The sequence below is a fragment of the Rothia sp. P100 genome (assembly GCF_023712425.1).
Classification (GTDB): Bacteria; Actinomycetota; Actinomycetes; order Actinomycetales; family Micrococcaceae; genus Rothia; species Rothia endophytica.
Genome location: NZ_JAMAYG010000003.1, coordinates 110,834 through 131,247, shown reverse-complemented (window position 1 = coordinate 131,247; position 20,414 = coordinate 110,834). Strand labels below are relative to the sequence as shown.

General features: G+C 57.8%; 15 protein-coding genes and 2 riboswitches. Of the genes, 6 read left to right on the top strand and 9 right to left on the bottom strand.

Annotated features, from left to right (window positions below; translation table 11 throughout):
- Positions 1-222 precede the first annotated feature (222 nt).
- From M3668_RS07850 to M3668_RS07840, 3 genes are all read right to left on the bottom strand, one after another.
- Positions 223-1,080, bottom strand: coding sequence for an ABC transporter permease (locus tag M3668_RS07850; RefSeq protein ID WP_251380291.1), 858 nt, complete (start codon positions 1,078-1,080; stop codon positions 223-225).
- A gap of 2 nt (positions 1,081-1,082) precedes the next feature.
- Complete coding sequence (locus M3668_RS07845) at positions 1,083-2,126, bottom strand: aliphatic sulfonate ABC transporter substrate-binding protein (protein ID WP_502948960.1); 1,044 nt, start codon at positions 2,124-2,126, stop codon at positions 1,083-1,085.
- Positions 2,127-2,212: 86 nt separating this feature from the next.
- Positions 2,213-3,010 (bottom strand): ABC transporter ATP-binding protein, encoded by a 798-nt coding sequence (locus M3668_RS07840; RefSeq protein WP_251380290.1) that lies wholly within the window; start codon positions 3,008-3,010, stop codon positions 2,213-2,215.
- Between the two features lie 5 nt (positions 3,011-3,015).
- Positions 3,016-3,108: riboswitch (SAM riboswitch) on the bottom strand.
- A 177-nt stretch (positions 3,109-3,285) separates the two neighbouring features.
- Positions 3,286-3,388, top strand: a riboswitch (SAM riboswitch).
- Positions 3,389-3,480: 92 nt separating this feature from the next.
- Here M3668_RS07840 and M3668_RS07835 point away from each other — a divergent pair.
- Positions 3,481-4,893 (top strand): LLM class flavin-dependent oxidoreductase, encoded by a 1,413-nt coding sequence (locus M3668_RS07835; protein WP_251380289.1) that lies wholly within the window; start codon positions 3,481-3,483, stop codon positions 4,891-4,893.
- Between the two features lie 225 nt (positions 4,894-5,118).
- On the top strand, positions 5,119-6,327 hold the full coding sequence (locus M3668_RS07830) for a glucose-1-phosphate adenylyltransferase family protein (protein ID WP_251380288.1): 1,209 nt from the start codon (positions 5,119-5,121) through the stop codon (positions 6,325-6,327).
- A gap of 30 nt (positions 6,328-6,357) precedes the next feature.
- Here M3668_RS07830 and cls read toward each other — a convergent pair whose 3' ends face one another.
- Entirely contained in the window at positions 6,358-7,854 is a 1,497-nt protein-coding gene (cls, locus tag M3668_RS07825) for a cardiolipin synthase (RefSeq protein WP_251380287.1), read from the bottom strand.
- 96 nt (positions 7,855-7,950) lie between these two features.
- Between cls and M3668_RS07820 the strand changes: the two genes are divergently transcribed.
- Positions 7,951-8,604 (top strand): TetR/AcrR family transcriptional regulator, encoded by a 654-nt coding sequence (locus tag M3668_RS07820; RefSeq protein WP_251380286.1) that lies wholly within the window; start codon positions 7,951-7,953, stop codon positions 8,602-8,604.
- A 127-nt stretch (positions 8,605-8,731) separates the two neighbouring features.
- The gene (locus M3668_RS07815) at positions 8,732-9,694 is read left to right on the top strand and encodes an NAD(P)-dependent oxidoreductase (protein WP_251380285.1); all 963 of its coding nucleotides are present in this window, start codon (positions 8,732-8,734) and stop codon (positions 9,692-9,694) included.
- A 208-nt stretch (positions 9,695-9,902) separates the two neighbouring features.
- On the opposite strand, the gene M3668_RS07810 is transcribed toward M3668_RS07815, so the two are convergent.
- Positions 9,903-11,654: an ABC transporter ATP-binding protein gene (locus M3668_RS07810; protein WP_251380284.1), complete on the bottom strand. Its 1,752-nt coding sequence runs from the start codon at positions 11,652-11,654 to the stop codon at positions 9,903-9,905.
- A gap of 82 nt (positions 11,655-11,736) precedes the next feature.
- Between M3668_RS07810 and M3668_RS07805 the strand changes: the two genes are divergently transcribed.
- Positions 11,737-12,357: a PH domain-containing protein gene (locus M3668_RS07805; RefSeq protein ID WP_251380283.1), complete on the top strand. Its 621-nt coding sequence runs from the start codon at positions 11,737-11,739 to the stop codon at positions 12,355-12,357.
- A 108-nt stretch (positions 12,358-12,465) separates the two neighbouring features.
- On the opposite strand, the gene M3668_RS07800 is transcribed toward M3668_RS07805, so the two are convergent.
- From M3668_RS07800 to M3668_RS07790, 3 genes are all read right to left on the bottom strand, one after another.
- On the bottom strand, positions 12,466-13,674 hold the full coding sequence (locus M3668_RS07800; protein WP_251380282.1) for an ABC transporter permease: 1,209 nt from the start codon (positions 13,672-13,674) through the stop codon (positions 12,466-12,468).
- Positions 13,674-15,206 carry an ABC transporter permease subunit gene (locus tag M3668_RS07795; protein ID WP_251380281.1) on the bottom strand — a complete coding sequence of 511 codons (1,533 nt, stop codon included), beginning with the start codon at positions 15,204-15,206 and terminating at the stop codon, positions 13,674-13,676. The genes M3668_RS07800 and M3668_RS07795 overlap by 1 nt, the downstream gene beginning before the upstream one ends.
- Before the next feature lie 144 nt (positions 15,207-15,350).
- Entirely contained in the window at positions 15,351-17,114 is a 1,764-nt protein-coding gene (locus M3668_RS07790) for an ABC transporter family substrate-binding protein (RefSeq protein ID WP_251380280.1), read from the bottom strand.
- A 378-nt stretch (positions 17,115-17,492) separates the two neighbouring features.
- Here M3668_RS07790 and M3668_RS07785 point away from each other — a divergent pair, with 378 nt between their 5' ends.
- Positions 17,493-17,966, top strand: coding sequence for a GNAT family N-acetyltransferase (locus tag M3668_RS07785; RefSeq protein WP_251380279.1), 474 nt, complete (start codon positions 17,493-17,495; stop codon positions 17,964-17,966).
- A 93-nt stretch (positions 17,967-18,059) separates the two neighbouring features.
- On the opposite strand, the gene M3668_RS11160 is transcribed toward M3668_RS07785, so the two are convergent.
- Positions 18,060-20,144, bottom strand: coding sequence for a glucose PTS transporter subunit IIA (locus M3668_RS11160; RefSeq protein WP_251380278.1), 2,085 nt, complete (start codon positions 20,142-20,144; stop codon positions 18,060-18,062).
- Positions 20,145-20,414: the final 270 nt, after the last annotated feature.

Below are 20,414 nucleotides of genomic sequence, written 5' to 3'. Positions count from 1 at the left end.
ATCGTTAGCGAGCCAGGTCTCTGAGATCGCTCTGGATGGTTTGCGTGCCCTTCCAGCCTAAAGCCCGCCCGGGTGACGGCTCTAACCGTGACGCCCCTTAACGTTTGTGACGCTCCGTGACAGCCCGCCGTCCGCTGGATCCCTCCGCCCGATGGCCCAAAGCTTCACCGGCGTGACGTAAGAACATGCCGGTGAAGTTTAGGCTTATCCTGGAAGCCGGGGCTAGTTGGAGGGGAAGCGGACCTTGACCCAGCGTTCAAAAGCACCCAGAGCCAGGTCGGTCAGCTTACCCAGAATCGCTAGGAGGACGATGGCCAGCAACAGGCGGTCGGTGCGGCCGTTGTTCTGGGAGTCAGTGAGTAAGAACCCGAGCCCCATGGACGCACCTAGCAGCTCAGCTGCCACCAGGAAGAGCCAGGCCTGAGCGAGGGCCAGACGCAGCCCCGAGACAACCGCGGGCAAAACCGCCGGTAGCTGAACCGTAGTGAAGAGACCCAGCCCGCGGATGCCGAAGGTGCGGGCCGCTTCAACCAGTTTGGGGTCCACATGGGCAAGCGCGGCTGAGACAGTGGTATAGACCGGGAAGAAAGCACCGATGGCGATGAGAGTGACCTTTGAGTTCTCACCGATGCCAATCCACAGCAGGAGCAGGGGAACCCAGGCCAGAGAGGGAACAGCGCGTAGCGCCCCGATGGTGGGTGCCGCGAGCAGGTTAGCCCAGCGGGAGAGGCCCACCCAGGCACCCAATGCCAGGCCCAAGAGGGCACCAATGGTGAAACCAAGGAGGACGCGCTGGGTTGAGATCGCAATGTGTATTCCCAGCTGGCCGCGTCCAAGAAGGTCAAGGGCTGCTGCAACCACCCTAGATGGTGCGGGCAACTGGACGGCGCTGAACACCCCGGTCAAGCTCAGGTACTGCCAGAGTGCCAGCAGAGTGAGAGGAAGCAGAGCGCCTAACCAGGGCAGCCAGCGGTGGCCTCGGGTGCTCAGTTGCACGGGCCGTGAGGACGCCCCCGCCCGGCTACGTGCTACTCGCTTAGTTTCGGCGGGGCGGGTATCAGTGGCTGGAAGCAAAGACATGGCTATTCACTCACCAGAGCCGAGATATGTGCAGGGTCAGCCTGGGTGGCAAAGGAATCGTGGATGAGACTGCCCAAAGCGGAGTCCACATCAGCCTGGGTGGCGACGTCCCCGGACTCAACCAGGTAAGGGCCAACCCTTGTCAGCACGGTGCGCTGGGCCTCCCCGGGTACGTTATCAATGTCTAGATTGGTTCGTTCCCAGACGGTGCGTGCGGTTTCTAGCGTGACACCCGATTCATCCGCCAGAATCTGAATGGCCTCATCTTCGTTAGCTAGAGCCCACTCGCGGGCGTACTCGTAGGTATCAACAATGGTCTGAGCAGACTCGGGATCAGAAGCGATGAAGTCCTCAGTAGCGTTCAAAAAGCCGTAGGTATTGAAGTCAACGTTGCGGTAGAAGAGGATGTTTCCGTCTTCAATTTCAGTGCCCGCCATGATGGGGTCTAGCCCGCTCCAGGCATCCACCGAGCCCTTGGTGAGAGCGGTGCGGCCGTCAGCGTGCTGGAGCTGCTCGATCGTGACATCCTGCGGTGATACATTGTTTTCTTCAAGTGCCTGGAGCAGGAAGAAGTAGGGGTCGGTACCCTTGGTGACTGCAACTGACTTACCGGCCAAGTCTGCAACCGAGGTGATACCGGAGTCGGGGGTGGTGACCAGAGCAGCCCATTCTGGCTGGGAGTAGAGGTCAATCACCTGAATGGGGGAGCCGTTCGACCGGGCAAGGAGTGCCGCTGACCCGGCGGTTGAGCCGACGTCAAGAACCCCAGACCGCAGAGCCTCATTAGCCTTATTCGACCCCGCTGACTGCACCCATTCCAAGGTTTTACCCTCATCCTGGAGAGCAGTCTCTAGCCACCCTTTTTCCTTGATGATGAGGGAGAGCGGGTTATAGGTGGCGTAGTCGACAGTGATTGTGGTGTCCGCGGCTGAGGCTGAGACTGAGGCCTCAGGGGTTGCGTTTTCACCTGCCAGGCAGCCGGTCAGTAGCAGGGTGCCAGCGGCTAGGAGGGCGGAGGATTGGGCGAAACGAGAAAAGATTGACACGGGGTTTCCTTGAAATTTCGTAGTGTGTAGGTGCAAGAAGCAAGGGCCAGGTGGGGCAGATACCCGGTAAAGTAGAGGGCTGATACTTAGTGCTCTTCGACGCCGAGCTCAGCCAGCAATTCTTTGCGCAACAAAGCGAGGTCTAGATCCCCGCGATCACGGGGCCGGTGCCCGGGAACCTCAACCGTTCGGGTAATAGTGGCAGGCGAGTGCGGATCAGATGTGCCTAGCACAATCACGCGATCTGATAGGTAAAGAGCTTCTTCCACATCGTGGGTAACCAATAGGATGGTTGCGGGGTCCTGAGCATGAATATCCAGCAGCAGATCCTGCATTTTGATACGCGTCAGGGCATCCAGCGCACCAAAAGGCTCATCGAGCAGAAGGACGCCGGGGTTACGTGCTAGCGCTCTCGCCAGGGATGCCCGCTGCGCCATGCCTCCTGAAATCTCGCGGGGGCGATGCGCCGCATAATCCCCCAACCCCACCAACCGCAAGAGGGCATCAACATGCTGCCGGGCGTCGTCCTTAGGGGTGCCCTTGGGTAGCCCCAGAGCCACATTCTTAGCAATAGACCGCCAGGGTAAAAGCCTGGGCTCCTGAAACCCAATAGCTACCCGTGAATCTAGGCCACGAACGGCAGCGCCGTCGATGGTGACCTCACCCGCGCTGGCTGCTTCCAAACCAGCCGCTACACGTAGCAGCGTTGATTTACCGCAGCCTGAGGAACCAATAATCGAAATAATCTCACCCGGATAGGCGGTGAACGAAACACCTTCGAGGACCGTGTGGACTGCCCCGCGCTCGCCGGCGAAGCTCTTAGCGATGCCAGAGAAGTTGATGTCACAGGCGGTGAGGGTGTGCTTTAGCGTGAGTGCGCTCATTGCTTTCTCCATCGTTTCTTGGCGTTAGCACCGGCCCCTATTGTGGGTGGTTGCTGCGACGTCGTGGAGCCAAGTCTCTCGGTCGCTCTGGATGGTTATCGGTGGCTTCAGCCTATGGGCACGGTGCCTGAAAATCTAGCCTGTGACGCCTCTTAACGTTTGTGACGCTCCGTGACGGCCCGCCGTCCGTAACAGAACCCAGCCCGGTTCACAGTGTGAAACAGAGCTCCTAAACTTTGCCTCAGCGCCCCCTCACCTGGTTAGACTAAAACCGCGATCATGAGACCCAACGCTAAGCTCTGGCTCGTTGGGCGGCAACCCTCTCCCGTAGCGGGGTGCCCCAGATGAGGATCCGGCAGATAACTGCAAGTACGGCGCAACCAGGCGCCACCTTCACAAGAGGTTAGGCGCCATTTTTGTATCGCTAGCCAGGCACGGGGTGTGAGGGTCGACCCGAAAGGCACCGGTTCATGACCGAGAAGAAGCGCATCGTCGTCAACGCGTTCGATATGACCACCACCAGCCACCAGAGCTTCGGCACCTGGCGCCACCCCCGCAACCGCGCCGATGAATACAACACCATCGAATACTGGACTGATCTGGCAAAAGTCTGCGAAAAGGGCCTTTTCGACGCTATCTTCATCGCCGATGTGGTGGGCGTCTACGATGTCTACAAGAACTCGGTGGCCGATGCCCTGCGCGACGGCGCGCAGGTTCCGGTGGGCGACCCCTTCCTGCAGATTTCAGCGATGGCAGCGGTTACCAAAAACATTGGCTTCGGCGTCACCGCAGCTGCCACGTACAACCAGCCTTATACCCTGGCACGGTCCTACTCCACCCTTGATCACTTGACCCGCGGCCGCGTGGGCTTCAACGTGGTGACCAGTTACCTGGCGTCAGCTGCTGAGAATCAGGGCCTGCCAGCTCAGATCCCGCACGATACCCGCTACGAGATCGCAGATGAGTTCTTGGATGTTTGCTACAAACTCTGGGAAGGTTCCTGGGAGGACGGCGCGGTGCTACGTGACCGTGAAAATGGTATCTTCGCTGACCCCACCAAGGTGCACCCCATCGAGCACAAGGGGAAGCATTTCACCGTGCCCGGTATCGCCCTGTCCGAGCCCTCACCCCAGCGCACTCCGGTCATTTTCCAGGCGGGCGCATCATCCCGCGGCCAGCAGTTTGCTGGAAAGCACGCTGAGGCTATTTTCATCACCGCCCTGCGCCCCCACTTGACCAAGGTGCTGACCGGCCGCATCCGCGACGCTGTTGAAGCAGCGGGCCGTAACCGTGATGATGCCAAGATTCTTGCCATGCTCTCGGTTGTGGTTGATGAGACTGACGAGAAGGCGCAGGAAAAGTTCGAGGAGTACAAGAAGTACGCCAACTTAGAAGCTTCTCAGGCAATTATCGGCGGCTGGAGCGGTGTGGATCTCTCCCAGTTCGATGAGGACGAGGCGCTCAAGTACGTTGAAACTGAGTCGATTCAGTCCTTCCTGACCCCCTTCACCCTGCAATCCAAAGATCGTGACTGGACACGTCATGAAATCGCTGAGCACTGCGCTACCGGCGGCATGGGCGAGGTCATCGTGGGCTCACCCCAGACCGTTGCCGATGAGCTAGAACGCTGGATTGACGAGGGCGGCCTGGACGGGATCAACCTTGCCTACCATGTTTCACCCGGTTCCTTCGAAGACTTCGTGGAGTTCGTGGTGCCCGAACTGCAAAAGCGCGGCCGCTACCGCACCGCCTACGAAGGTTCCACCCTGCGGGAGAACCTCTTCGGTGAGGGCATCACCAAGGTGGCAGATACCCACCCGGCTGCAGCCTACCGCGGCGCCTACGTCGGTCAGCGCAGCGCCGCGGACGGCAACGTCCGCTAGGACCAGCTGACCGGAACGCCCCGTGCGTCACCAGGAATCATAAGGAAACCTTCAAAAGTGTGGAGTAAGACCGTACTTTTGAAGGTTTCTTTTGCTGTGCTCCCCGGCTCTAGCCCTCCAGCCTGGTAGAAGAGAATACCGGCGTCATCTGTGGTGTTCAGAGGGCTAAAGTGTGCGAGTATAGCTAGTACAAAGATGTGTACTTACTATTGAGAGTGGGTTGCCATGTCAGATCCCTTTCCGCATACTCAGCAGCCGCCGACGGTTGCCCTGGTACTTGCCGGTGGCCGGGGGAGCAGGCTCTCGCCGCTGACCGATCACAGGTCTAAACCGGCTATCCCTTTCGCAGGTATCTACCGCATGATTGATGTTGCCCTGTCTAATCTGGCGCACTCTGGGCTGCGTCACGTCTGGGTGGTGGAGCAGTACCAGCCCTTCACCCTCAACCAGCATCTTGCCGGCGGACGCCCCTGGGACCTGGACGGCACCCGCGATGGTTTGCGTATTCTTCCGCCGGTTCAGGGTCATGCTGTGGATGGTTTTGCCAGCGGTAACGGGCACGCTCTCTACCAGCAGGTGCCTCTCCTGGAATCGGTGGGTGCACGGAACGTGATAGTGATGAGCGCAGACCACCTCTATCAGCTGGACCTGCGCCCGGTCCTTGAGCAGCACGATGAGCTTGGCTCTGACCTCACGATTGTGACGACCGAGATTGATGAGGACGCCTCCCGTTACGGGGTGGTGCGCACTGATGGTCAAAAGGTAGTTGCTTACGACTACAAACCCAAGGCTCCAGCGTCGCAGAAGATTGCCACTGAGATCTTCGTTTTCTCGGTGACCGCCCTTCGAAACTCTCTGGACGCCTTGTTAGAGGGTGTCGACCGAGCTGATACCGACGCCGTGGGGGAGACTCTAGGGGATTACGGTGAGACTCTCATCCCACACCTGGTTCAGCACGGTGCCGTGCACGAGTTTTTGATGGAGGGGTACTGGAAAGATGTGGGCACCGTTGACGCCTACTACCGTGCCCACATGGATTTATTAGAGGGTAAGGGGCTCCAGCTGGACGCCCCGGGGTGGGCTATTATTCCCCACCCAGACCCTTACGCGCCGGCCTATATCGCCCCCACTGCGCAGGTTCAGGGGTCTTTGGTGGCACACGGGGCGAGGGTTCACGGACGTGTGGAACACAGCGTCATTGGCCCCGGAGTAACCGTAGAGGCAGGTGCAGTGGTTGAGCGCAGCATCATCATGGGCGATGCTCTGATTCCGGCGGGGTCACACCTGCGGGCTGTCATTGTGGATGTTGGCGCGAAGGTGCCAGCTGAGCAGATGGGGCAGATCAAACCCGGGCCGGGCAACATTACCGTACTGGCATACGAAGGTAGCGGTCAGGGGCGCCGCTTTGATGGTGAGGCAGTCGCCCCTGCCTAAGCAACTACCTTCGTTGGGTCAGTAGCGCTGCTAGAGCAGGGCGCTCCACAGCCGGCATACGTTCTCGGTGACCTTCTGATAAATGGGGCGGTTGACCCACTCGTCGTAGCGAAGCTCTTTGCATTCAGAGATATAGTCACTGGCAATACGCTCAAGTTCAGAGACCATGCCCCTGTCCACGATGAAGGTGGAAACCTCAAAGTTGAGGGCGAAGGAGCGGGGATCCATGTTAGAGGAACCGATGAAGGTTATTTCATCGTCCACAATCATGAACTTGGAATGGAGGACGGTGGGGCCGGGGTACTGCTGAATCTTGATCCCGGCGCGCAGTAGCTGCTCATAGTAGGAGCGCTGACCCATGATGGGCAAGAATTGGTCACCTTTTTCGCACACGATGAGAGTGACCTCGATGCCGGACATCGCCATGTTGGTCAGTGCCTGCAAGAGGGTTTCTTCTGGTACGAAGTAGGGAGAGCAGACAGTGACCCGCTCTTCAGCGTTGTAGATCAGGTGGTTGATCAGACGTAGGTTATTTTCGGTTTCAAACCCGGGGCCTGAGGGCACAATTTGCGCTAAGGGACGCTGGTTGATGGTCACCTTGGTTTCGTTGATGATGCTGACGTCAATTTCTGAGAGCAGAAGTTCCTTGGTTTCTGCGTACCAGTCCGAGACGAACACAGCGTTGAGCTGGTGAACTACAGGACCGGTGCAGACATACGAGAGGTCCTTCCACTCCAAGCCTTTTCGGAGGTTGCGTTTGAGGTTATAGGAGCTGTGGATAGCGTTCTGTGACCCCGTAAAGGCGATTTCGCCGTCAATCACCACAATTTTGCGGTGGTTACGCAGGTCGGGGCGCTGCCACTGGCCCTTCCAGGGTTTGAGGGGCAACATGAGACGCCAGGGCACTCCGGCAGCGGTGAGTTTGCGCTGTAGCTCCCTCCACCGAGGGTATTTGCGGGCGCCAATATGGTCAATGAGCACCCGGACGCTCACTCCGCGCTCGTGGGCGCGCACCAGGGCGTCCCAGAGGGGCTCGGTGGCGGTGTCTAGGGCGGTGATATAGAACTCAAAGTGGACATAGGTGGTTGCTTTGTCAATCTGTTCAGCGAGCTCTGCCAGGGCATCGTTGTTGCTTTCTCGCAGATCAAACTTGTTGCCGCCAATGAGAGGAAGAGCTCCCAGCCTGTAGTTAAGGTTGGCTGCTACACGCGCGGGTTCAGAAATTTCCACCTCGCCCAAAACTGCGTCCTCACCGCCGATGACATCTTTGATGATTTGGTTCATGGCCCGCTGACGGCTACGCCGGTGCTTGGGCACCAGGTTAGAGCCGAAGACTAGGAAGGCGATGAGACCTACGAAGGGAATGAAGAAGATGGCCATCAGCCAACCCAGAGCCACCACCGGTTTGCGGTTATAGGGCAACCAAAATATTACGGTCAAGCGGATCAAAACATCGATAACGACCAAAGCTACCGATAGCCAGTCCGGAATATTAGGGATGTCGATGGTGGGCAAGAATAAGTTCACCGTTCTGAGTCTACCGTTAGGTGTGACAAGATGCGCTCGTACTTGCCTGAGTCTTTGCCCCCCCCGGTGATGGAAGTAAGCGGCTAGACTGGGAGAGTGAGCAAACCTGAGAAGTCTGTGCGCCAAGCGCGCCGTGAACGCACCCATACTGCAATCCACACCGCAGCCTTGGCGCTGGTAGCTGAGAAGGGTTTGAAAGAAACCACCACTGATGAAATAGCGGCCGAAGCTCAGGTGAGCCCTCGCACCCTCTTCAATTATTTTGCGGTGAAAGAGGACGCCGTGATGGGTTTACGTGCCCCAGAACTCACCGAGCAGATTCTTGAGAAGGACGCCGCGCGTCAGCACCTGGATTTTTTCGAGCGTCTCACCCACCTTCTGCTCGATATTATCGTGGCCTCAGTAGATGGCCCTACGTATACGCAGGTGCAAGATCTTATCTCGCGTTACCCGGAGCTACGCTACCGCATGCGACTGCATAATCTCGAGTGCGAAAAGACCTTACAGGCATTTTTGCTCACCGTTGACTGGCCAGCCTTTAGGGCAGCTGGCCGCCGCGGGCCCTTCCCCTTTAATACGGCCAACACCGCCTCTGCCGCTGGTGAGGAGAAAGCCAGCGCGGCCGTTCACCTTGCAACCGCCCTTTTACGGCACCTAGACTTTGTGCGCGGTGTGCCGGAGGAGGCTGAGCGCCAGCAGCTGGTGAGTGAGGCTGTGCAGACCTTCCGTTACCTCTTGCGCGAAGATTAAACCGCGGGCGCTGTGCCCACCTATTTTCGAAGACCGATCAGCGTCATTTCTTGTGCTCCAGCTCGCATCCTTGGGTAGAGTGGTGCTGTACCCGCCGTGCCAACGGCTGCGCTTTTGAGGAGATTTCGTGAAAATTCTTGTTCCTACCTCTGTCACCCTGGATGAGTCCCGCCTGGGTCTTGAGGCGGAAGACACCGTGGTGTCCTATGACCCTACCGTGAACATTGACGCTGAACACTATGACGCTGATGTGCTGATTTCTTGGGCTAACACTAATGAACAGCTAAAGGACGCCGCCGCTCACCTTGAACAGGTGGAGCTGGTTCAGTCGCTTCTAGCTGGCCCGGATCAGGCACGCGCAGCGGGCTTCCGTCAGGAGGCTGTTATTACCTCGGGGATCGGTCTTCACTCCAAGACCGTGGCGGAGCATGCTCTGGCGCTGACCCTGAACTTTGTTCGCTTCTTGCCGACCCTGGCAGAGCACCAAGACCGCAGCAACTGGGCTGGGGAACTGGGCGGGGCGCAGGAGCTTCACCCCGCTGACCAGGTCACCACCCTGCTGGATGCCAAGGTCACCATCTGGGGCTTTGGCTCTATTGGCACTACTACGGCCCGCCTTTTCCAGGCGTTCGGCGCTCAGGTGACCGGTGTGGCGACCACCGCCGGTGAGCGTGAAGGCTTCCCCGTAATTGCTACCGAGGATATCGATAGCGTTCTGCCCGAGACCGACATCCTCGTGATGATTCTGCCCAATTCTGAAGCTACGCAGAACGCTTTGAATGCCGCGCGTCTGGCTAAGCTGCCTACCCGCGCTTACATCATCAACGTGGGCCGCGGCCCTACCGTTAATGAAGCTGACCTGGTCGCTGCTCTCAATGAGGGCAGTATTGCTGGGGCTGGTATCGATGTAGCGGTGACTGAACCCCTGCCTGCTGATAACCCGCTCTGGGCTGCTAAGAACATTGTGATTACGCCGCACTCTGCTGGCGGCCGCCCTGTCGACCCTGAGAGCCTTATTGCGCAAAACCTGCAGGCTTTGCGTGACACCCGCGCCGGCAAGGATGCCGACTGGCGCAACAAAATGAACTAGCTTCTCCCGCTCAATAAGAAGTGACCGGATTTTTACAATGTGTAAAGATCCGGTCACTTCTTTTTAAACGCTGAGGTAGGGTCCACCTACATCCCTCAGTACAAGAAATAAATTCCGCGTAGCTGGTCGGGGCTGGCGTGAATCGGCTTGTGAGCGAAGCGAACCGGGCGAGAGGGTCAGCTACGCGGAATTTATTTTTTGTGCACCCTTAGCTGACGACGGCGCCGGTTTCTTCGAGCAGCTTGGCGCGGAGCTCGCGGCGCTGGGCCTGAGCGTCGGGGTCAGGGAGGGGCACAGCGGCCAGCAGGCGCTGGGTGTAGACCTCGCGGGGGTGGCGCAGAATCTGCTCGCGAGGGCCTTGCTCTACGATTTCACCGCGGCGCATCACGGCGATGCGATCGGCCAGAGCGTCGATGACGGCGAGGTCGTGGGTGACGAAGAGGCAGGCGAAGCCCATTTCGGCTTGGAGTTCTTGGAAGAGTTCAAGGACGCGCGCCTGCACGGAGACGTCCAGCGCAGAGGTGGGTTCGTCGGCAATCAGCAGCTTGGGTTTGAGCGATAGGGCGCGGGCGATGCCTACGCGCTGTTTCTGACCGCCGGAGAGCTCGTGGGGGTAGCGGTTGCGGTAGGAGCGGGGGAGTTCCACGCGGTCCAGGAGTTCTTCGATGCGCTTTTGCAGCTCGGCACCCTTGGCGACGCCGGCGAGCATCATGGGTTCGCCGATGGATTCGCCGATGGGCAGGCGGGGGTTGAGGGAGGATGAGGGGTCCTGGAAGACCATACCGACGTCCTTGCGTACCTGGGCGAGGTTCTTGCGGGAGGGCTTGGTCATGTTCACGCCGCAGACGGACAGTTCACCTTCGGCGACGTCCAGGAAGCCTACGGTGGCGCGGCCGATGGTGGATTTACCGGAGCCTGATTCACCCACCAGGCCTAGTACTTCACCGGCACGGATTTCAAGGGTGGCGCCGGTGACGGCGCGGAAGGGCCCTACACGGCCCTGCTTGGGGTATTCCAGGGCAACGTCCTTGAGGGAGAGGATGACCTCGCCGCTGCGGGCTGGCGCTACCTTTTTGAGTATTTCGGTGGCGGGGCGGTTTTGTTGTGCAGCGTCATTGATGGCGGCGTTGACGTCGATTTCTTCGCCGCCCAGGTGCAGCACGGCGCCGAGTAGCGCCTGGGTGTATTCGTGCTGGGGGTTGTTAAAGACCTCGTGAATTTCGCCGGTTTCAACGATTTCGCCGCGGCGCATGACGGCTACACGGTCGGCGAGGTCGGCAACGACGCCCATATCGTGGGTAATCAGAATGATGGCTGAGTTCAGCTTCTTCTGCAGGTTGCGCATGAGCTGCAGGATCTCAGCCTGAACGGTCACGTCAAGAGCGGTGGTGGGTTCATCCGCAATCAGCAATTTGGGGTTGGTTGAGAGGGACTGGGCGATCATGGCGCGCTGACGCTGGCCGCCAGACATCTGGTGGGGGTAGGAGTTGAAGGCCTTGATGGGATCCGGCATTTCAACCATTTCCAGCATCTTGATAGCTTCTTCTTTCGCCTGGGCGGGAGCAATGTCTTTGTGCAGGCGTAGGGTTTCAACGATCTGGTCGCCGACGGTCATGACCGGGTTCATGGCGGTCATGGGCTCCTGGAAGATTACGGCGACTTCTTCACCGCGTACCGAGAGCAGGTCGGTGTTAGAGAGACCCACCAGCTCGCGGCCGTTGAGCTGGACAGAGCCGGTGACGCGGGCGTTCTTGGGCAGCAGCCCGATGGTGCCCATGGATGAGACTGATTTGCCGGAGCCTGATTCACCGACGATAGCGAGAACTTCGCCGGCGTGGACCTCGTAGTCAAGACCGATGGCTGCGGGCACCCACTGGCGGTCGACGCCGAAGTCGACGCTGAGGTCGCGAACCTTCAGCACGGGCTGTGAGCCGGTCGCTTGTACGTTTGGAGTGTTCACTGGTTTTCCCAACTCTTGTTCGTGGTGTGAGGAGGTTTGTCGTTTTATGCTGTGATAGCTATATCTGGAAGAATACGAGACTATGAAGTCTCAGTATTTGCAGAACCCACCGGTTGTTTTCCGGGCTAAGAGCGGCCCCTGGTACACCGGCTTTGCCGTGCTAGTGGCGGTGAGCGTGCTGGTTGCGTTAGCCTTCAGCAGTGGTTTATCCGCGGTGGTGACGCGGGGTTGGTCGCTGATTTTCTTGGCCTACGCTATCTGGTACACCCTGGGGCGGTCGCATCTGGTGGTGGGGGAGGAAGACATCACAGTAGTGAATCCTTTTTGCACCCACACCGTGAATTACGCGGCGCTGATTGATGTATCAACCCGGTATAACCTGACCCTGGTGACTGCCCAGAAGCGTTACCAGGCCTTTGGTATTCCTGCCGGTGGCATGGTAGCTTCCCGCCGGGCTCGCCCGGCTGACCTTGAGCGCTTGCCTTCCATTACCTACGGTGAGGGTGGCGCGATGCGAACCTCTGATTTACCGAACTCCCTGGCGGGGTCGGTGGCTCTAATGATTCGCGGCTACTGGCAGGAGCAGGTGGAAGCCAATGCCCTTGCAGGTATTCCGGCCGTCTGCCGTTCTAAGGCTGACCTTCTGGGTAGCGTTCTCTTTGCTGTGCTACTGGTGCTCGCTGTCATCGGGTTGATGATCTAGCACCGGGGCACGGGTTCTGCTTCTCTATGTAGTTATCACGTGAAGTTCTTATCAGCGGTGGCGGGTAGTCCGGGGGACGGCCCGCCACCGCTTTGATGTAGCCCTGGGTTAGCCCTGGGGCGGACGCTTGTCGTCGTTAGGGTTCTGCGGGTCAAGGTCCTGGTTGATGGAGTCCGAGGTGCGTGAGCTTTCGGGGCGATCAACTTCAGCGGCAATAGAGGTGTCTACCCTGACCAAGCCAGCAGTTGCCGGTGCGGCAAAACCGTCGATACCCACACCGTTTTCGGCGGAGTGAGCGGTGCGTTCGGTAGCTTTCTTGGGGTTGAACTTCTTCTGACGTGGGTCAAAGGCATCGCGTAGGCCATCGCCCACGAAGTTGATGGCCAGTGACAGGGTCAGGATGAAGAGGCCGGGGAACCAGAAGAGCCAGGGGCGGGTAGCGAAGGCTGCCTGGTTGGCTGAGATGATGGAACCCAGTGACCAGTCCGGTGCCTTGATGCCGAAGCCCAGGTAGGACAGAGCGGTTTCGGTAAGGATAGCGGAGCTCATCATCAGTGACACATTCACGGTCACTACGCCGATGGCGTTGGGCAAGATGTGCTTGAAGATGATGCGCATATCTGAGGCACCTGCCAGGCGGGCAGCGTCCACAAATTCACGTTCGCGCAGGGTCAGGAACTCAGCGCGCACCAGACGAGCCAGTGAAGACCAGAAGAGCAGACCAACCACGATACCGAACATGAGCGTGTTCCAGATACCGGTGAAGTAGCTACCTGCCAGTTTACCTAGCACAGCGGTGAGCAGGATGAGCGGGATGATGATAACCATGTCGGTAAAGCGCATGATGACCGCTTCAACCCAGCCGCGGTAGTAGCCAGCTAGGCCGCCGAAGAGCACACCCAGCATGGCAGCGATGCTGGTGATCAGCAGAACTACCAGCACGGTGTTTTGAGTGCCGCGCATGGTCATGGCGAAGAGGTCACGACCGGTGGCATCCTGCCCGAACCAGTGCGTGGCATTGGGCGCACCACCGTTGAGCACGGGCTGCATTTCGGTGTGGTTGTAGCCCCACCAGCCGGGGATGGGGCCAACACCGATGGAGGTCAGCGCTAGCAGCAGAATCGCGATAATGACGAAAACTGAGGCTACAGCACCGGTGTTCTGGAAGAAGCGCTTGCGCACAATCTGGCCCTGGGTTTTACCCACGGACTCTTGAGCGCGGATATCGACGTTAGTTTCAATCGAGCGCAGGGCGGTGGTTTCGGTGGTGGGTTCCTTATCAGCTGATACGGACCCGTTGGTGTTTTTAGTGCTCATTATGCTTTCACCCTCACGCGCGGATCGAGTGCTGAGTAGAGAAGGTCAGCAACCAGGTTGAAGACGAGCGCCATGATACCGGTGACCAGGAAGACGCCCATGACGGGGTTGGGGTCGGTGTGCGCCAACGAATCAAGGAAGAGGGTACCCATGCCCTTGAAGGCGAAGATGCGCTCGGTGATGGCTGCGCCGCCGATGATGCTTCCGATATCCATGGCGATGATGGTTGCCAGAGGAATCAGAGCGTTGCGGAAGGCGTGCTTCATCACCACGGTGCGCTCGGAGACACCCTTAGCGCGAGCGGTACGGATGTAGTCCTGGTTCATGATTTCCAGCATGGACGCACGCGAGTAGCGTGAGTAGGCTGCCAAGGAGATCAGGGTGAGGGCTACGGTGGGCAGCAGGATGTGGGTGAGCGTATCGGTGCTCAGAATCCAGAAGTCGCCCTGCAGGTTGGGGGTTGAAGCGTTAGCGGTGGGGATGGGGCGTCCCTTAATGCGGCTGTTGTTGACGTACTCGGGCCAGGCCTGCATGAAGCGGTCGACAATAATCAGCAGAGCCATGGCGAGGCCGGAGAGCATACCCACGCGGGCGCCCTGGCCCTTATCGTAGCCGCCCCAGAGGAGGCCAGCTACCCAGCCCACCAGCATCATGGCCACTGCGATGAGGACGACCATGAGGAAGGTTGCTTGGTTGAGGAGGCCCTGAATGGGGAAGTAGATCGCAAGACCAACGACGACCATGGTGAGACCGGCACCCAGAGCTCGGCGGTTGCGCATACCCGAGACCAGAACGGTAAATAACAGGGCAGCAATGACGCCAAGCGGCAACAGGAAAGGAATACCCAAGAAGGGGTTGCTCAGCCATTCAGTGGCTGAAACGAAGATAATAAGCCCGGCGGTAAGCACGAAGCCCAACACACCCATGAGGTAGCGGGTCTTCTGCTTCCCGAAGGAGGCTGAGTACCAGAAGAGACCTGCTAGCGCAGCGATAATCAGCGTGGTCGGTATCGTAACCGTTGGGTTTCTCAAGAAGTTGTTAAAGCCAATAGCCAGGAACTCCTTGAGCAGCACTGCAATCCAGAAGGAGGGCAGAGAGAAGAAGAGGAAGCTGAGGAAGGTGATGGTGTAATCAAGGCCTGAGTACTGGCGCAGTGCTGAGACGATGCCCAGGCTGATACCAATCAGGATTGCAAGGATGGTGGAGGCAACAACCAAGGTAAGGGTCTGCAGAATTGCGTTAGAGAGCAACTGGGTGACCGGAGTGCCGGCTAGGTTAGAACCGAAGTCGCACTTACCCGCGAAGCACCCTAGGATGCCGCCCACCCATTTGAAATAGCGCAGAGGGGCTGGAGTGTCCAGATCGAGGAGCGCGGTGCGCTGAGCAATAAGGGCGTCCCTATTGGGTGACTGGCTGATGCGCAGCTCTTCGAGGGGATCGCCCGCGATAGCTACGAGGTTGTAAATGAGGAAGGATGCACCGAAAAGAATAAAGACCGCGGTGATCAAACGCCTCACTGAATACATGAACATGATGAATCCTGAAAGGGTTAGGGGAAATTCGCTAAAGAAGGGGCCCTGTAGAACAGCCAGAAGGCGCGGACGCTACTGAGCGTCCGCGCCAAGTGACTCATGCAATCCACATGGATAGATGTGGCGTGACGAGGGCGGCAGGGATTATTCTGCGAAGTCCCATTCTTCGATGTTCCATGTCAGGGGCTGCTGGCCGGGCTTGGGCTTTACACCGGTCAGGTCGCTGTTGTAGGAAGTAACCGCGATGGACTGGAAGAGGGGCAGGCCGTAGGCGTCCTTGAAGATCTCGCCGTCAGCTTCCTTCTTCAGTTCTTCAATGCGTGCCTGATCCAGGGTCACCATGATCTCGTCAGCGTTAGCGTTGACGATATCGTTGGAGTAACTGTTGAAGTTGGAGGGTGAACCTTCCTTGAAGATCTGGCCCAGGGATGAGTTGCCGATACCTGATGAAACCCAGCCGAAGATAGAAGCGTCGTAGCCGCCATCCTTACCGGTGGGCAGCAAGGATGACCACTGCTCGGTGCCTGCGTCTACCACGTCGAAGCCAGCCTTAGAAGCTGATTCCTGAATCATGGCGAAGGAGTTGACGCGGTTGGGGTTGGCAGTGTTGTAGAGGATGCGCACGGTGGGGGTCTTGCCGTCCAGCAGTTCCTTAGCCTTCTCGATGTTGGCATCCATATCATCGCTCGGGTACATATCCGAGTTGTTCTGGGCGACGGCATCATCGTAGTTCTCGGTATCTGAGGCTACGTAGAGCTGAGAGTTGAGAACTTCAGCTTCGGGGTCCATAGGCTTGATGAGGCTGTCCAGGATCTGCTGGCGGGGAACGGTCAGCAGGAAGGCTTCACGGACGTCCTTGTCTTCAAAGACACCGCCGGAGACCATGTTGAGATCCAGGTGATCGTAGGACTGGTCAGGCTGGACGGTGGTGGTGGTGTTCTCCAGCTCCTGCAGCTGGGAGATAGTGTCAACCGATGCCTGAGGAGCTACAGCGTCAACTTCGCCATTCTTTAGGGCCTGAACCTGGGAGGAAGCGTCGCCATTGACACGAAGCACTACCTCACCAATGGCGGGCTTGGTGTCACCCTGGTAATTCTCGTTAGCGGTCAGAGTGATGGACTGGTTCTCGACAACATCGGTGACCAGGTAGGGGCCGTTGCCTACAGTCAGTGCCTCATTATCAGGCATGGTGGTGGTGTTGAAGCCGGTGTTCCATGCATCTGCAATCTTCTGCAGGTTTTCGTTCTCTTCACCGGGGGTAGCGTTCTGGATGGTTTCGACCAGGGTTTCCTCGTCCAGTCCAGCCAGTTCAGCTACGACGTGAGCGGGAGTGGTGATGTTGAAGGCGCTCTCCCAGTCAGCAAAAGCCTTGGGGTAGGAGAAGGTGATGCTGCGGCCGTCTTCGCCCAGCTCAGGCATACCTGCTTCACCCAGACCGGCGGTTTCACCCGCGTAATCGAAGAAGGTGACGCCCTCTTCGCCCTCTCCGTTGAAGTAGCCTGAGTAAGCTGCCCAGGCAAGCAGGAGGTCGCCCTTATCGATGTCGTTACCGTCGGACCACTTCTGGTCATCGTTGACCTTGTAGTCGACCTTCATGCCTTCGCCCTCTTCGGTCATATCGTATGAACCGAACCAGTCGTTGTGGCGAATATCGAATTCATCGGTAATGGTGTAGAAGCCACGGGTGGTCATGGCGCTAATTATGCCGTTGGTGTCCGAGTTGCCTTCAGCGGTGTCAGTGTTTAATGACGAGAAGACGTTGGTAATAGCGATGGAAGCTGACTTTGATGAGTCGGCTGAAGAATCGCCGGAAGCTGATGAACCTGAATCGGTGCTGGCACAGGCTGAGAGAGCCAGTGCCGCGACTGCTGAGAGGCTCAGAGCTGAAGTGATGCGGGTCTTACGCATGAGGTGTCTCCTTGGGTAAAGGGAATAAGGATGGTGGCTAGGGATACCCGCCCAACGGCATCCACCACGGACGACGGGCCACCTTTTGACCTACCGGGGTAGTGGTAAAGGTGTGGTGGGTAACACTTTTAGTTTCCTAAATCTTAGACCATAGTTTCCTGTGGAAAGTACAAAAATCGAAATTTCTCTTGAAAAACCTGATGTGTGTTTGTAAGGGATAGGATTTTTTGAGTAAACCCGCACGTCACACCAGTTTTGCTACTGACCAGTATTTAAAAAAACTTAACAATTGCCTGTTAGTATCAGTATGTGGTATAGATCCCACACCTGCACTTGTTGCAGCTGACAGTCTGGTGGCCTGCAGATAGGCTGGTTTGCATGTTTGTTCTCAAGACTTTTAAAGAGCTAACCCTCGAGGAGCTCAACGAGATATATCTGCTGCGTGGCTTGGTCTTTGTGGTGGGGCAAAAGATTACCGAGGAAAACGAGATTGACCGGGCTGACCGGCAAGCTTTGCACTTCTTTCACGCTAACGAGGCAGGTGAGGTGCTCGCCTATCTTCGCCTCTTTGACCTGGGTGTTTTTTCTGATGATTCCCACCCTCTTGATCCTGGTGCCTGGTCGATGGGGCGAGTTGCGGTTCACCCCGATGCCCGCGGCACTGGCTTGGGTAGAGAGCTTTTGGGTGCCGCCATCAACTGGGTACGCACCACCACAGAGGCTCAACGCATCTCTATCAGCGCTCAGGCCTATCTCAAGGACCGTTACTACGGAGCCGCAGGGTTCAAGCAGGTGGGGGAGAACTACCTGGAGGCCGGGATCGACCACGTGCATATGGTACTAGAGCTCTAGGTATAGGTGGATCAGCTGTAACTCCACCAAAAGAAGGGGGCCGCACCATCACGGTGCGGCCCCCTTCTTTGAGGTTAGACCTAAAGGGTCGGGTTACTTAGTAGTGATTTTTAGCAGAGTATCACCCAGAGCAACTGGGCCAACCTCACCGGTGACGTCCTCGAACTTCACGGTGTTAGTGACCAGCACGGGGGTAACCAGCGGGTAACCGGCTTCGGTGATAATAGCCGGATCAAAGGTAAGGAGCACATCGCCTGCAGCAACCTGCTGGCCCTTCTCAACCTTCACATCGAAGCCCTTGCCAGCCAGGTTCACGGTGTCAATACCCACGTGAATGAGCAGCTCAACGCCGCTATCCAGTTTGAGGCCAACAGCGTGACCCGATGACATGGTTGCGGTGACCTTACCTGCAGCAGGAGCCACCACGGTGTTGCCGGTAGGTTCAATAGCCGCACCCTTGCCCAGCTTTGCTGCGGCGAAAATGGGATCGGGAACCTCAGACAGCGGAATAGCGCGTCCTTCAAGGGGAGCACCCAGAACTATTTCAGTTTCTGAGTCGCTAGCCCAGGGAGCTGCGGCAGCTGAGGTTGCGGCCCCGACAGTAGCAGCAGCGGCAGGAGTAGCTGCGGGAGCTACCGCAGACTCGGTGGTGTCAGTGGTTGAAACTGCTGCCGTGCGGGCCGCATCAGATTCAGCGCGCTGGGTCTTTGACTCGTAACCGAAGATCAGTACACCAGCCATAGCACCGAAGAAGGCGATAGCAAGACCGATAGCGTAAAGCGCTGAGGGCTGCATAGCGGGGATGGAGAGCAGTGAGGTGAAAGCGAAAGCGTAGGACTTAACACCCAGTGCTGAGATGGTTGCACCACCGATGATAGCGGGAACCAGAATCAGGGGGAAGACGCGCTTGTAACGCAGAACCACACCGTAGAGGGAGGGCTCAGAGATACCGCCCAGCAGACCGGATGCGGCAGCGCCGGTAGCGGTCTGGCGCAGTTCCTTGTTGTTTTTAGCGCGGATAGCAACACCGGTGACTAGGCCAAAGACTGCGAAGTTGTAAGCGCCCATAGGAGACTGGATGAAGTCGGTGCCCATAGTCTGCAGGTTGTTAATCATGACGGCGTTCAGCGGCCAGTGCAGACCCAGGGGAACCATGAAGAGGTACAGACCGGCGATCAGACCACCGACGAGCCAGGGGGCTACCTCGTTGACGTTACCAATGACGTCCGAAATACCTAGTGCGAAGCGGATACCGATGGGGCCAACCACGAAAGCAGTCAAGGGAACCAGGATCATCACAGAAATCATGGGAACAAAGACCATGTGCAGCATGGTGGGGATGACCTTCTTAAGGAAGCGCTCAAGGGGAGCCAGTAGGGCAGCAGCGAAGAGCGGCGGGAAGATCTGACCGGTGTAGTTGAAGACGTAGAGCGGGATCTCTAGACCGAAGAAGGGAACCTGAACAACACCGTCAACGGCGATGTCCTGGAAGCCCTGGAAGGTGCCGGTCATCAGAGCAGCGGGGATAGCCGCACCAACCCACATGTTAGCGCCCAGACGCTTAGCAGCGGTTGCACCAATCATGATAGGCATGAACTGCAGGACCGAGAGAGAAGCTGCCAGCAGAATGAACCAGAAGGGGAAAGCAGCACGCCACTCGTTAAGCATGGCAGCTGCAGCTTCGGGGTCTGACAGGCGGGGGCCGTTGACGATGTCAATGTTGACAACCTGGCCGGTGAGGTCGGTGTACTGACCGAAGAAACCAAACTGCTGCAAGAAGACGATCAGGGTAAGGATCATCGAGGTACCCAGCAGCGCCCAGAGGAGGGGGCGGAAGGAATCAGACAGGACATCAAAGACGCGGGTGAGGATGCCGGGCTTGTTGCCCTCATGCTCAGTGTTAGCGTCCACAGTGCCGCCGCCTAGATTACTCATGCCGGGGAGCTTGAGCATCTCGTTGTAGACACCCTCAACCTTATCGCCCAGAACAACCTGGGTCTGGCCGGACTGCTCAATGATAGAGAGGACGCCGGGGATCTTCTCAATTTTGGTCTTATCGATAGCCGCATTGGACTGAGGGGTGACACGCAAGCGTGTGGCGCAGTGCGTGAAGTGAGAGATGTTCTCGGGGCCGCCCAGGCCCTCGAGGATGCTCTCGCCAATCTGTGAGTTATTCACGGATCTTTCCTTCGTGTGAGGTGCGGGTTGCTACCGGCTACTGCCTTCAATGGCAAAGATGAGGTGGCTTTTTAACACCAAAAAGACCTGAGCTGTATACTTTCCCCCGCCCCACAAGGAGGTAGAGCTATACTCTTCATCTTGAACTTCGGTGGAGATACACCGATGGCCTAAAGAGTTGTAAACAACCCAGGTCTTGCCTGCTTAACCAGTAACAATCCTGATGATTGAAATGAAGTTTTTCTGAGGTGTGAGCCCCATTCGCATAAA

What these genes read in the sequence shown, in the direction of transcription:
- M3668_RS07830 (WP_251380288.1), top strand. Translation starts at nt 5,119, where the DNA reads ATGTCAGATCCCTTTCCGCATACTCAGCAGCCGCCGACGGTTGCCCTG.
- M3668_RS07785 (WP_251380279.1), top strand. Translation starts at nt 17,493, where the DNA reads ATGTTTGTTCTCAAGACTTTTAAAGAGCTAACCCTCGAGGAGCTCAAC.
- M3668_RS07840 (WP_251380290.1), bottom strand. Translation starts at nt 3,010, where the DNA reads ATGAGCGCACTCACGCTAAAGCACACCCTCACCGCCTGTGACATCAAC.
- M3668_RS07835 (WP_251380289.1), top strand. Translation starts at nt 3,481, where the DNA reads ATGACCGAGAAGAAGCGCATCGTCGTCAACGCGTTCGATATGACCACC.
- M3668_RS07850 (WP_251380291.1), bottom strand. Translation starts at nt 1,080, where the DNA reads ATGTCTTTGCTTCCAGCCACTGATACCCGCCCCGCCGAAACTAAGCGA.
- M3668_RS07800 (WP_251380282.1), bottom strand. Translation starts at nt 13,674, where the DNA reads ATGAGCACTAAAAACACCAACGGGTCCGTATCAGCTGATAAGGAACCC.
- M3668_RS07805 (WP_251380283.1), top strand. Translation starts at nt 11,737, where the DNA reads ATGAAGTCTCAGTATTTGCAGAACCCACCGGTTGTTTTCCGGGCTAAG.
- M3668_RS07795 (WP_251380281.1), bottom strand. Translation starts at nt 15,206, where the DNA reads ATGTTCATGTATTCAGTGAGGCGTTTGATCACCGCGGTCTTTATTCTT.
- M3668_RS07790 (WP_251380280.1), bottom strand. Translation starts at nt 17,114, where the DNA reads ATGCGTAAGACCCGCATCACTTCAGCTCTGAGCCTCTCAGCAGTCGCG.